This window comes from Helicobacter sp. 11S02596-1, from assembly GCF_002272825.1.
Taxonomy (GTDB): Bacteria; Campylobacterota; Campylobacteria; order Campylobacterales; family Helicobacteraceae; genus Helicobacter_J.
On record NZ_MLAM01000003.1, the window covers coordinates 140,713 to 153,325 of the forward strand.

At 41.5% G+C, this 12,613-nt stretch carries 12 protein-coding genes; 8 read left to right on the forward strand and 4 right to left on the reverse strand.

Translation table 11 applies throughout. The features are described from left to right. Positions 1-234 precede the first annotated feature (234 nt). The 7 genes from BJI48_RS03150 to BJI48_RS03180 all read left to right on the forward strand — a co-directional run bounded on the left by BJI48_RS03150 (position 235) and on the right by BJI48_RS03180 (position 6,726). On the forward strand, positions 235-1,503 hold the full coding sequence (locus BJI48_RS03150) for a homoserine dehydrogenase (protein WP_095331794.1): 1,269 nt from the start codon (positions 235-237) through the stop codon (positions 1,501-1,503). Beyond that, a complete protein-coding gene (locus BJI48_RS03155; protein WP_095331796.1) occupies positions 1,496-1,822 on the forward strand; it encodes a YraN family protein in 327 nt (108 codons plus the stop codon). The genes BJI48_RS03150 and BJI48_RS03155 overlap by 8 nt, the downstream gene beginning before the upstream one ends. Before the next feature lie 77 nt (positions 1,823-1,899). Next, positions 1,900-2,217, forward strand: coding sequence for a thioredoxin (trxA, locus tag BJI48_RS03160; protein WP_095331798.1), 318 nt, complete (start codon positions 1,900-1,902; stop codon positions 2,215-2,217). Between the two features lie 102 nt (positions 2,218-2,319). Then, positions 2,320-3,258, forward strand: coding sequence for a thioredoxin-disulfide reductase (trxB, locus tag BJI48_RS03165; protein ID WP_095331800.1), 939 nt, complete (start codon positions 2,320-2,322; stop codon positions 3,256-3,258). A 9-nt stretch (positions 3,259-3,267) separates the two neighbouring features. After that, entirely contained in the window at positions 3,268-4,044 is a 777-nt protein-coding gene (gene dapB / locus BJI48_RS03170) for a 4-hydroxy-tetrahydrodipicolinate reductase (protein ID WP_095331802.1), read from the forward strand. A 269-nt stretch (positions 4,045-4,313) separates the two neighbouring features. Further along, entirely contained in the window at positions 4,314-6,041 is a 1,728-nt protein-coding gene (locus BJI48_RS03175; protein WP_095331804.1) for a sensor histidine kinase, read from the forward strand. After that, positions 6,022-6,726 (forward strand): response regulator transcription factor, encoded by a 705-nt coding sequence (locus BJI48_RS03180; RefSeq protein WP_095331806.1) that lies wholly within the window; start codon positions 6,022-6,024, stop codon positions 6,724-6,726. The genes BJI48_RS03175 and BJI48_RS03180 overlap by 20 nt, the downstream gene beginning before the upstream one ends. Here BJI48_RS03180 and BJI48_RS03185 read toward each other — a convergent pair. Genes BJI48_RS03185 through BJI48_RS03200 form a run of 4 tightly spaced genes read right to left on the reverse strand, consistent with a single transcriptional unit; the run spans position 6,715 to position 10,763 of the window. Next, on the reverse strand, positions 6,715-7,542 hold the full coding sequence (locus tag BJI48_RS03185) for a hypothetical protein (RefSeq protein WP_095331808.1): 828 nt from the start codon (positions 7,540-7,542) through the stop codon (positions 6,715-6,717). The genes BJI48_RS03180 and BJI48_RS03185 overlap by 12 nt on opposite strands. Before the next feature lie 17 nt (positions 7,543-7,559). Next, the gene (locus BJI48_RS03190) at positions 7,560-9,404 is read right to left on the reverse strand and encodes an aryl-sulfate sulfotransferase (protein ID WP_095331810.1); all 1,845 of its coding nucleotides are present in this window, start codon (positions 9,402-9,404) and stop codon (positions 7,560-7,562) included. A gap of 11 nt (positions 9,405-9,415) precedes the next feature. Beyond that, on the reverse strand, positions 9,416-10,087 hold the full coding sequence (gene dsbI, locus BJI48_RS03195; protein ID WP_095331812.1) for a protein-disulfide oxidoreductase DsbI: 672 nt from the start codon (positions 10,085-10,087) through the stop codon (positions 9,416-9,418). A 10-nt stretch (positions 10,088-10,097) separates the two neighbouring features. Beyond that, the gene (locus tag BJI48_RS03200; RefSeq protein WP_257874365.1) at positions 10,098-10,763 is read right to left on the reverse strand and encodes a thiol:disulfide interchange protein DsbA/DsbL; all 666 of its coding nucleotides are present in this window, start codon (positions 10,761-10,763) and stop codon (positions 10,098-10,100) included. A 564-nt stretch (positions 10,764-11,327) separates the two neighbouring features. Between BJI48_RS03200 and BJI48_RS03205 the strand changes: the two genes are divergently transcribed. Then, the gene (locus BJI48_RS03205) at positions 11,328-12,578 is read left to right on the forward strand and encodes a restriction endonuclease subunit S (protein WP_095331814.1); all 1,251 of its coding nucleotides are present in this window, start codon (positions 11,328-11,330) and stop codon (positions 12,576-12,578) included. Positions 12,579-12,613: the final 35 nt, after the last annotated feature.

Consider the following 12,613-nt stretch of genomic DNA (forward strand, 5'->3'; position numbering starts at 1 on the left):
ACCAAAGCCCGCTACGCTTTTTCACCTTATCTGCTAAGGGGGCGGGGTAAAAACCTTTTGCTTATGTATTCAAGATTACGTTCTGCGTTTTAGACCCCTTTGCATTGAAAAAATTTATCAAATCTTGTTAAAATCTCGGTTTAAATCCATTTAAAATAGTTATGAAAATATTTCCCAATTCTTTTTGGGATGAAAATATCAAAAAACAATGATTTATCAAAAAGGTTTGCAACTATGGGAAAAATCCTCAATATCGGGATTATCGGTGTCGGGACCGTCGGAATAAGCGTAATAAAAACGTTAGAAGAAAATAAAGAAATCATTTGCGCCCGCACGGGGGTGGATATCCGTGTCAAAAAAGGCGTTGTGAGAGACCTAAAAAAGCCACGAGATCTCACCATCCCGCTAAGCACGGATATAGAAGACATTATCAATGACAAAGAAATTGATGTGGTTGTCGAGCTGATGGGCGGGATCGAAGCTGCCTATGAAGTTGCCAAAAAAGCACTCACAAACCAAAAAGCCCTCGTTACAGCAAACAAAGCGATGTTAGCTTATCACCGCTATGAGCTCCAGCAAATCGCAGGGAATGCGCCCATCGGCTTTGAAGCGAGTGTTTGCGGGGGTATCCCGATCATCAAAGCCCTCAAAGATGGCTTGAGCGCCAATCATATCTTATCGCTTAGCGGGATCTTGAATGGCACGAGCAATTATATCCTCACGCAAATGATCCAAAACCATCAAGATTTCCAAAGCGCGCTCCATCTTGCTCAAAAACTCGGCTACGCCGAAGCAGACCCGACGCTTGATATTAGCGGGGGAGATGCCGGGCATAAGCTTTTGATACTGGCTTCTTTGGCTTATGGGATCGATGCCAAACCCCAAGATATTCTCATCGAGGGTATCGAATCTATCAATGCCGATGACATCGAGTTTGCCAATGAATTTGGCTATGCGATCAAGCTACTAGGCATCGCGAAAAAACAAAATAACCAGATCGAGCTACGTGTCCATCCGGCAATGATTGACAAAAACAAGATGATTGCTAAGATTGATGGTGTGATGAATGGTATCAGTGTGATCGGCGATCGTGTGGGTGAGACGCTGTATTATGGTGCTGGAGCGGGGGGAAATGCCACGGCGAGTGCGGTTATTAGCGATCTTATTGAAATCGCAAGGGGCAAAAGCTCCTTGATGTTGGGATTTGAAAAATCCCCGCAAGTGAGTCTCAAGCCAAAAGATGCTATGGAAAGCCGTTATTATTTCAGGCTTTCAGTTGATGATAAATCCGGCGTTCTTGCCCAAATCGCTTCTATCCTCACGCAAAACAACATTTCCATCGGCACGCTTTTGCAAAAAGAAATCAAGCACAAAAACATCGCAAAAATCCTTTTTTCCACGCATACCACCACCGAACGTGCCATCAAAAACACCATCGCACAACTCCAAAAGCTCGATTCGATTATCGAAAAACCCTATATCATAAGAATCGAAGATGAGTAGAAAAAAGGGCTTTCAAGCCGAAGATTTGGCTTGTTCCTACCTAAAAAACAATGATTTTGAAATCATTACAAGGAATTTTTTCTGCAAATACGGCGAAATCGATATTATCGCCCTCAAAAACAAAACCCTCCATTTTGTCGAAGTCAAAAGTGGCAAGGGATTTGAACCCATCTATGCGATCACGCCAAAAAAACTCCTCAAAATCACAAAAACCATTGATTTTTTCTTGCTCCAGCACGACCCAAAAACAAGGTATTGTATCGATGCGCTCATCATCAAAGACGATCAAATCGAACTCATAGAAAATATCACATTTTAAGCGACGTCTAACGCTAATTTATAATTTTTGTTGTATAATCCACCCACAATCTTAAAAGAAAATCAGGAGAATTATTTATGGGCAAATATATCGAACTCAACAAAGAAAATTTTGATGCTACCACAAAAGATGGTGTTGCTGTCGTGGATTTTTGGGCGCCTTGGTGCGGTCCTTGCAGGATGTTAGCTCCCGTCATCGACGAGTTGGCTGAAGAATATCAAGGCAAAGTTGCGATTTGCAAGGTCAATACCGACGAACAAGATGAGCTTTCGGCAAAATTTGGTATCCGAAGTATCCCAACGATTTTGTTTATGAAAAACGGCGAAGTCATCGATCAAATCATCGGTGCGACTTCCAAACAAGCCCTCAAAGAAAAAATCGATTCTATCTCTTAAATCACTCGCCTCGATGAGAATCATCGCAGGCATATACCTGCGGTTTATCATCATACATTACTATATTTATCAAATAAAAAAAATTATCAAAAGGAGTTTATGATGATTGACTTAGCAATTATTGGTGGCGGACCAGCAGGATTGTCAGCGGGGCTTTATGCGAGTAGAGGCGGTATTAAAAATGTTGTTTTGTTTGAAAAAGGAATGCCGGGCGGGCAGATCACTGGGAGTAGTGAAATCGAAAACTATCCTGGTGTCAAAGAAGTCATCAGCGGGCTTGATTTTATGCAACCTTGGCAAGAACAATGCTTCCGCTTCGGGCTCAAACACGAGATGAAAGAAGTCAGCAAGGTAACCAAAGAGGGTGAGATTTTTAATATCCATACCAATGACGGCAATATAATGCCAGCAAAAAGCGTCATCATCACAACAGGCGGACGCCCCAAGCGAACGGGTATCACAGGGGAAAGTGAGTTTTGGGGCAGAGGGGTGAGCACGTGTGCGACCTGCGATGGATTTTTTTACAAAAACAAAGAAGTCGCTGTTCTTGGTGGCGGGGATACTGCTCTTGAAGAAGCTATTTTTTTGACAAAAATGTGCAAAAAAGTCTATTTGATCCATCGAAGAAATGAATTTAGAGCTGCCCCTATCACGATAGAGCACGCCAAAGCGAATGAAAAAATCGAATTTCTCACCCCTAATGTCGTCCAAGAAATCAAAGGCGATCAAAATGGCGTGTCTTCTGTCATCATCAAAAACACCCAAAATGATGAGATAAAAGAACTGCAAGTCCCGGGTATTTTTATATTTGTGGGCTATGATGTGAATAATGGTATCCTCAAGCAAGATGATGGGCAAATGCTATGTGAATGCGATGCCTATGGATCGGTCATTGTAGATTTATCGATGAAAACCAATGTAGCGGGCTTGTTTGCCGCTGGAGATATCCGTATCAAAGCCCCCAAGCAAGTCGTTTGTGCTGCAGGTGATGGTGCGACGGCAGCATTAGAGGCGATTACATATCTTGATTCCCACAAATAAGGATTAGCATTGAAAATAGGTATATTTGGAGCAACCGGGAGAATCGGCAGGCTACTTATCACCGAGATAGCCCATAGCCAAAATCATAGCCTCTCTAGCGTGTTTGTCCGCAAAGAATTGGACTTTTTGCTTCCCAAAAACACAGAAAATACGCTGGTTACTAATGACCTAGAAAGCTTTATTAGACACTGCGATGTGGTGATAGATTTTTCCTTGCCCAATGCGACCTCCTCGCTACTAAATACTGCACTAAAAAACCCCGTGCCTATCGTTTCAGGGACCACCGGGCTTGATGAAAAAACACTCGATTTACTCAAAGAGCTATCAAACGCCGTGCCTGTGCTGTATGCGACCAATATGTCTAAGGGGGTTGCCATACTTAACAAAATCCTCCCTATCCTCGCACAAGGCTTAAAAGAAGCCGATATTGAAATCTGTGAAATCCACCACCGCCACAAAAAAGACGCCCCCAGTGGGACGGCACTTTCTTTAGGGGAGACCTGTGCGAAAGCGAGAAATCTCGATCTTGGGAATGTCAGGGTATCTGGCAGGGATGGGAATATCGGCGAGAGAAAACCCGATGAGATCGCTATAATGAGTTTGCGCGGGGGCGATGTCGCCGGCAGGCATACGGTGGGATTTTATCTTGATGGGGAATATCTCGAACTTACGCACAATGCCACCTCCCGCCTGACCTTTGCCAAAGGGGCGCTCCGAGCTGCAGAATGGCTCATCAAGCAAGAAAAAGGCTTTTATGGCATAGAAGATATTTTTTCAAAATCTTGATTTTGTGATTATATTTTTTAATGCTATTGGTTTAATTAGCTTGAAAATATTCTTGGAATATGGCTTAAATTATTTTTACCACTCCCTTTGTTCTCCTTTCCCTTTGTCCCCCCGCATTGCTTACCACCATCAAATCCGCAAGCCTGATCATCTCAAAAAACACGTTGTAGCACGCCAAAAAACATAGCAAACATTACGAATATTTTCCAACAAGCTCATTTCAATCTATATTATGATCTGCTATGTTATGATTTGGCAAGGAGTTTTGCTTGGAACATCCATTTATTCGTTACATTGTCAAAAAGGTTTATCAATACAGGGATTATCTTCAAAAAATCGAAGATCGCAAGGTATATTTGGTTCTGATTACCGCTGTGGTGTTTTTTGCGCTGGTGGGGACAAATGTTTTTTACAATATTTCGCATTCCACGCAAGAACTTATTTTGCAAAACCAAAACTTGATGATAGCTAACATCAAGCACAAAGTAAATGCTTGGGTGCTAGAGAGGGTTTTGCTCCTCCGACAAAATGCCGATCTCATCGCTAAGATTGATTTATCAAAAAACCCCGATGGGATAAGGATTTTTGATACTAATATTCTGGCATTTGATGGAGCATTTGACTCTACTCAAATGCTCCTTGATGATGGGAGATTTTATGTCAATGGCAAAAAATATCCCTATACGATGAGGCGAGAGGAGATTTTCAATCAAGAATGGTTTAAAAAAACCCACCAACTCCAAACCATAACCATCACGATGCTAGAATCCCATAGATTTTTGAAAGACCAAACCATCAATATGTGTATCCCTATCGCATTTGCCAATCGTGTTAATGGCGTTTTCTGTGGGGTTACAAGGGTCAAATCCTTGTTTGATCATATCGAATCCCTGCCCCATCCTAATGCGTATTTTTTCATCGTCAATGATGATCTCAAAGTCATTACGCACCCTGAAACAAGCGCATTCCAAAAGGATTTGCAAGCATTTTTAAAAACATTAGATCACAAAAAAATCCAAGAAGACCACGCCATCGCTTTCAAGCAATATTCCATCACGCTTTCACGCCTCAAGCGATTTGATTGGAATATCGGTGTCGCCCTTGATTCCAAAAAAATACTCCAAAGTAGCCTCAAACCCATCACGATTGAGGGGGGATTCTTTTTCTTGTGCTTTGTGCTTTTGGTGATTTTTACCAATACCTGTTATGAGTTTTTGCGTCGCAAGGTGGATTTGAAATGCAAAGAATATGAGCATTTGCTTTTTTATCGCTCAAAACTCATTGAGATGGGAGAAAATATCGGGATGATCAACCACCAACTCAGACAACCCATCAATTCCCTTTCCTTGCTGACTGAAAGTATGCTTTTAGCACAACAAAACAAAACTCTGGACGAAAAAACCCTCGTGCAAAATCTATTGCTATGCAAAAAATCCCTTGGTATCTTAGAAAATACGATCGAGACATTCAGGAAATTTTATCGCTACGATACCAGCGTAAAGGACTTTAGTTTGCTTGGTTGTATCGAAGACATCATTGAGATTTTAAGCCCACAATTAAATCTCAAAAATATCCAAATCAACACAGAGGCTTGCAAGGATATTCGGGTGGTTTCTTTTGAAACCTACATCCAGCAAATCCTTTTTGTCCTCATCCAAAACGCAAAGGACGCTATTATCGAAGCCAAAGCCCAAAACCCCGCCACAAATAATCAAATCACTATCACCACAAACGAAATCGGTAACACCATCGAAGTGATGGTCCAAGATGAGGGGATTGGGATTGATAATGGGTTTAAAGATTGTATTTTTAACAAAATCCAAACTTCCAAAAAAGCCTATGGGACAGGATTTGGCTTGTATTTTTCCAAAAAAATGGCATTAGAAAAACTCCAAGGCGATCTTGAAATCCTCTCATTCAAGCACCCGACTATTTTTAAATTCAGCTTTCAAAAACACCTCACAGGAGCAAAAACCGATGCATATCCAGACGCTTAAACTCCTTAGCAATCTCTCTTGTCTATTGGTCGAAGATGACAAAATCGCACTCAGTGCGATGGAGCAAAGCCTCAAGCCCTACTGCAAGCGATTCCTTTGCGCCTCTGATGGCGAGGAGGGTTTGGCAATCTATAAAGAACATTTTTTTGACATCATCATCACTGATATCAATCTCCCCAAACTCAATGGTTTTGAGATGATTGATGCGATTTTATCCATCAACCAAGCCCAAGAATTTATCATCATCACTTCCTATGACACCGATGATAATATCATCAAAAGCGTCAAAGAAGGCGCGTATGCGTATATGCGAAAACCCATCAGCCTCATAGAACTCCAAACGCATTTGATTATTTTTTCACAACGCAAAATCGTCAAAAACACCAAAATCGAGCTTTCACCCCAGATTGTCATTGACACACAAAGCCAAACTATTATGAAAAATAATCAAGAGTTATTTTTATCTAGCAAACTCCATAAGATTTTTTGGTTGCTTTATTACAACAAAAACAATGTCGTATCCTATGAAACCATCAGCGCATATGCATATGATGAAGAAACCAATGTTAATGCGATTCGGATGGCGTTATTGCGGTTGAAAAAACAAATTGGAGATGGTCTCATCCAAAATGTTTTCAATATCGGGTATGTCTTAAAAACCGATTTCAAAAGCTTAGAAAAATAGATTTGCTCGCACGACAAAACGAAAGCGTTCGGTTTTCTCACCACTAGGTATCTCGACATTGTATTTTTCATACGCTGCATAATACGTCACCAAACCAATCGAAAAATTCTTCCAAGAAGGGACTTTTAGCCCCACCATTGGACCGATATAAAGCGTGTGATAGCCTTGCTTGAGATTAGAAGCATAATAATCATTGCGATAATCCCAGTTCAGCTCAGCACCCACATCAAAGTATCTTGATAACGCATAAGCGTATCGGGTTTTGATATAAAACCAAGGCGATTCTTCATAAAGCCTGCCTCTAGCATAGCCAATCACTGCCATATCAAAATCAACCCCCATCGACTGAAATCTCCAGCTTGCACCCAAACCAATGCCCGCTCCAAACGCCCCATTTCCCGTAGCGAGCGAGCCATCTGTGGGAATAGAGACGATATAATCTGTCCCAATCCCCAAAAAATACCCCTCCGTTTCAAGAACAAATTGCTTATGAAAAAGCAAAAGAGAATCCGTAGGACCTCTCACGCTTTTATTTCTGGGCGCTTGATAAATGGTGTTAAACAAAAATGGTGTTTGCCAGCGCACATCCCAGCCCTCCCCTAAGCCGACCCTAATTTTTGGGATAAAGACTTCCTTTTGCACATCGATCCCTGCTTGGTTGTTTTTTATCTTTGCGCTCACAGACTCTAGCTGGAGTATTATCGTCCCCTTTGCCACCGTGCTACCTGCGGCCGCACCGGTTACAGAGGGACCGATAGGATAATACTCCTTAGCCCCCAAGCAAACAACCAAGACAAGTAAAAAAAACTTTTTCATTCCCCCTCCTTTTGTGCTTATTTACTAAAGGCTTTTATCAGACTAAATGGAAACGCTTGATAGCCCTGCGCATCGTGGATTTGGATCTCTACAGCAGGTTCAGCTTCGGGTGCGCTAGATTTTGGATTCCAGCGGAACTCGTTGATATAAGGGCTTGGGGCGGACAAAAACGCTCCGGTTTTGAGGTCAAACTCTGAACCCGCTGTCGCAGAATACACCATCACGGAATTTTTATCCGGCTGAAATTCCACAAGACTCGTTACAGGGCTATACCATTGATGCCCTCGTTTTTTGCCATATTCCCAGACTTGCTCGACGGTTTTTTTGTTTTGATCGATTTTATAAATCACAGCTCGAGAATATTTGTCTCCGGGGAATAATGGTTGTTCCATCCCTCGAGAATCGCCATTGTCAAAAACCGATAGGTATAAGATATTGCCCTTGGATTTTGAATCGATTTTAAAAGCGGTATGCTGTGTCCAAGTCCAATCAAAATCGCCCGCACATTTGCTATTTTCGCATTTGATGGGTTTGCCATTTTTATCTACAGGGGTGAGGATTTTGTCTTGAAAATTCTTGCCCCAGCCCTCAGGACTTGAAAGTATCCATTTGACCTTTTTGTCCCGCCCGATTTTTACCACAGCACTTTGGTGTCTTGAGCTGATAATAATAGAATCATCGGCATCATCATAATCAACACTATTGACGTGCGCCCAATTGCGCCCCGCACCTGTGCCGACAATATCGCCAAATTTATCCGAACTATCTAGGGCAGCTAATTCTTCTTTGGTGAGGGTATGGCCTGCTTGTGAATTATCGATATTCAAGCAAACCGCACCTTGATCAAGCACTTTTAGCACCACATCGCGGTAAGGATCTAAAATATCATACAAACGCCAGTCATCAACCGCATTGCCATTTTCATCGACTTCAACGATAACATCACGCACGGTGCGAACATTTTTGCCATCATCTCGTTTGTAGTTGGCATTCGCAGCCCTCAAGAAATAATGCCCATTGGAAGCATTATCCATAAAATGCGAAAAGTCATTGTAGCTTCCGGGCAATTCACGATTGAAAATCTCTCTACCTAAAATATCGTATTTGGCATATCGTTGCCCATAGCCCCAGCTCATTGCCCCATCGTTGTTTTGTTTGAATCCCATCATCACGCCAGCACGATAAATGGTTTTGAGGTTATAAATCGGGGTAGCAAACATATACCATCGCACTTCGCCTTTGGTATCGATGATAAAGTTTTGGGGATAATAATTCCACTCCAACGCCCCACCTGTTGGGTTGTTCCAAACCACACGTGTGCCTTGACCGCTTTTTTCAGCGATATTATTGACAAAATACAATCTATCTTTGAACTCGGGGGCGACTTTTTTGACACTAATAGAGCTAAACATCACACCCTTTTGCAAAGGCAAGCCCGTAACTTCCGCATACAAAGGCGGGGCATACATCGTATAGGTTTCTTTGAAATGTTGTTTTTTGCCCTTATAAACCCTGTCGTATTCTACATTGACCTTGTTGATATAATCAGGATAAAGCCCAAAAACAGGGATTCCCCCGTGAGTTCTTAGATGTTTGGGCGCAACCGAATACGCCACCACTTGCCCGCCTTTTTTTGGCTCGATACTGACTTTGACATTTTCTAAAACATAGCCACCATTTTTGATGATAGCTGTGAGCGGGGCGATACCATAGGGATTCATCACCACTTCACCAATCTGACCTTGCTTGACATAATCCGTCTTAGGACCACTCGCCCCGCCAATCGCCAAAGCAACACTGGGGATCATCACCCCAATACAGCCAGCTAACAAAATATTTGACAAAACTTTACTTAATTTCATTTTTTCCTCCTTTAAATAGAACTTTTTCTAAAAAACCTATAGATATGAGAACCTGCCATCACTGCCAAAATAATCAAGCAAACCGCATATCCCAACAAACACGCCTGCGCCATATTCATAAAATGCTCTGAGGGGATAAGATACCACCCATCAGAATAAAAATCCACCATCGCTTTCCTCACGCCTTCTAAGACCACACCATCAGGGACCATTGGATTATCAAATCCACAATCACCTGTAGGCAAAAACCAGTCTGGAAACCATTTGTCCAAAGGCAAGCCAAAAGGAAAGCTAGGCTCTGCAGAACAACCCTGCACCCCAAACATCGCCATCGGGTCGGTGCTATGGGCGGCGTGGTGGATTTTGTTTAGTTTCAATGAATACATAACCCCCGCAATCCCGCCATAAAATGCCAGCACATAACCGATAAGCTTCAAGATGAGATTTTGTGGCTTGAATGCTGCAATAATCCCACCGAGTGCCATCACAAAAAATGCGTATCGGATATAAACACATTGCTCACAAGGCAACATATATAGATAGTCTTGGAACAAATAATGGGCAATCAAAACCAATCCGATAGTAACGATAGCCATCAGTATCCATAAAAATCTCCTATCCTGCCATTTTGCAATCGTAAGGATAGGGGAAGAGATAAACTCTTTCCATAATTTTTTTATCATCACAAATCCTTTATTTTTTTAGCAAATCGTTGATAATTTGCTCCAAATCTTGCACGGATTTGATGGATTTGGTATAGATCAAATATTTTCCATTCACGACAAACGCAGGAACGCCTTGAATTTTTGCAATATCATAGCTTCTATCCCATTCTTTTAAAAGCGCTTGGACTTCTGGGTTTGACTTTTCTTTTTCAAATTCCGCCTCGCTCAAACCCACCGCATCTAGCCCGGTTTTCAAAAACGCTTTGGGATCAGCGCCATTGCCCCAGCGATTTTTCTTGACGTGATACTCATCAAAATATGCGTATTCCACTTTGTGGAACAATGAGGCATCGCTATTGACATCCACACCCTTTTTTTGATCCATTATCGTAAGCACAGCAAACAACTCGCTAGCTTGCACGCCGTATTTGCCCTTAGTTTTGAGGTGAAAGGGCTTGAATTTAACGCCTTTTGGCAAGTCTTTGACAATTGTCGGCACGATTTTGGAATATTTGAAGCAAAATGGGCAATCATAGCTAAACACTTCAATAACCGTATTTTGCGCATTTGGGATTGGATCTGGCAAGACCATATATTGATCGCCCTCTTTGGCAGCGTGTAAGCCCATCGCTCCAAACAAAACAGCGACTCCCATTAACTTTATGACTTTGGTAAATAAACTTGAACATTTCATATTGACTCCTTGTATGTTATGACAGGATAATTGTAAGAACAAGAAATAACAAACAAATCACATTATTATTTTTTAATTTTGTTTACTCGGTTGGCTATGCCAACCTGAAGACCGCTACAGCAGGCAAAGCCTGCTTTCGCTCCTAAAGTTATTGGGTTATTCCCTGCTTCGCAGGTCATCAACCCGTTTTCTAAGGTTTGTCGTGTAGAATTATTAGCAAACCAAAGCCAGCTACGCTTTTTAATCCTGTATTGCATTGGGGGCGTGACGGGGGTAGGGGTTTAAGGGGTCTAGGGGGGCGGTCTTCGCAATTCTAAGCCCCCCTGACCCCTTTCTAGCTAGTATGAGAAAAAATCACTAGCAACATAACTATGGAAAAAACATCATTTTTCACTCGATTCACGTTGTGAATCTGAAGACCATTCCAAGAGGCAAAGCCTCTTTCCATTCCTAAAGAATAGGGTTATAACGGCACTTCGTTTCGTTATCAACTTGGGGTGGGTGGGTAGAGTTTCTAAGGTTTAAAAGTTTAAAATATAAACAAAGATAAAAACAAGGAAACCAATGCACCCGTTTTTAAAAAAGCTGTTAGATGGCGAAAATGTGGAATGGAAGCCGCTGGGGGAGGTGGCGGAAATAAGGAAAGGCGAGCAACTAAATAAAGAATTTTTAACTCAAACAACAACCAAAACTATGGGATACCCTGCCTATAATGGCGGCATAACCTTTTCAGGCTTTACGAATAAATTTAATTACCCTGAAAATACAATAATTATAAGTCAGGGTGGGGCATCGGCAGGTTTTGTGAATTTTGTGGATACAAAATTCTGGGCTAATGCTCATTGCTATGTGGTTTTGCCAAATACAGGACAAGCAGCTAATAAATATATTTATTATTTTTTAAAATCAAAACAAGTCGAATTAATGCAAAAACAACACGGGGCAGGTATTCCGGCATTGCGTGCAAGTGAGATTATAAATCTCCCCATCCCCATTCCCGCGCCGAATAATCCAGAGAAATCTTTAGCGATTCAAAATGAAATTGTCAGAATGCTAGACACTTTCACCAAGCTAATAAGCGAGCTAACGCGCGAGCTTGGCTTGCGCAAAAAGCAATATCAATATTATCGCGATAAACTGTTAGACTTTAAAAACGCCACCGATTTTCCTTTTTTGCAAAAACTGCTTAATGGCGCACAGGTGGAATGGAAACCGCTGGGGGAAATTGGCGAAATTATTCGCGGCAATGGATTACAAAAGAAAGATTTTACAGAAACAGGTGTCCCCGCTATTCATTATGGGCAAATATATACTTTTTACGGATTATCAACCGAGACAACCCAATCTTTTGTTTCAGAAGAATTAGCCAAAAAATTAAGTAAAGTAAATTGCGGTGATGTGGTTATTACCAATACCAGCGAAAACCTTGAAGACGTTGGCAAAGCACTGGTTTATTTAGGTGAAAAGCAAGCTGTTACTGGCGGACACGCTTCAATATTTAAACCAAGTTCTGAAATTATTGGCAAATATTTTGCTTATTACACGCAAACCGCAATTTTTTTTGATGAAAAAAGAAAATATGCAAAAGGCACAAAAGTAATTGATATTTCTGCCAGAGACCTTGCAAAAATAATAATCCCCATTCCCCCAATTGAAACCCAAAACCAAATCGTCGACATACTAGATAAATTCGACGCGCTAACTCATTCCCTAACCGAAGGCCTGCCGAAAGAAATCGAGCTACGCAAAAAGCAATACGCCTATTACCGGGATTTGTTGCTAAATTTTCCAAAGGAGGAATCGAGTAGGAAATAATGAAAATATTCTTTTTTTCAACAAAAGGGGTTTAA

Excerpts from the sequence above, each read along its gene's own strand:
- BJI48_RS03190 (WP_095331810.1), bottom strand. The coding sequence starts at position 9,404 with ATGAAATTAAGTAAAGTTTTGTCAAATATTTTGTTAGCTGGCTGTATT.
- BJI48_RS03155 (WP_095331796.1), top strand. The coding sequence starts at position 1,496 with ATGAGTAGAAAAAAGGGCTTTCAAGCCGAAGATTTGGCTTGTTCCTAC.
- BJI48_RS03185 (WP_095331808.1), bottom strand. The coding sequence starts at position 7,542 with ATGAAAAAGTTTTTTTTACTTGTCTTGGTTGTTTGCTTGGGGGCTAAG.
- BJI48_RS03200 (WP_257874365.1), bottom strand. The coding sequence starts at position 10,763 with ATGAAATGTTCAAGTTTATTTACCAAAGTCATAAAGTTAATGGGAGTC.
- dsbI (WP_095331812.1), bottom strand. The coding sequence starts at position 10,087 with ATGATAAAAAAATTATGGAAAGAGTTTATCTCTTCCCCTATCCTTACG.
- trxA (WP_095331798.1), top strand. The coding sequence starts at position 1,900 with ATGGGCAAATATATCGAACTCAACAAAGAAAATTTTGATGCTACCACA.
- BJI48_RS03205 (WP_095331814.1), top strand. The coding sequence starts at position 11,328 with ATGCACCCGTTTTTAAAAAAGCTGTTAGATGGCGAAAATGTGGAATGG.
- trxB (WP_095331800.1), top strand. The coding sequence starts at position 2,320 with ATGATTGACTTAGCAATTATTGGTGGCGGACCAGCAGGATTGTCAGCG.
- BJI48_RS03150 (WP_095331794.1), top strand. The coding sequence starts at position 235 with ATGGGAAAAATCCTCAATATCGGGATTATCGGTGTCGGGACCGTCGGA.
- BJI48_RS03180 (WP_095331806.1), top strand. The coding sequence starts at position 6,022 with ATGCATATCCAGACGCTTAAACTCCTTAGCAATCTCTCTTGTCTATTG.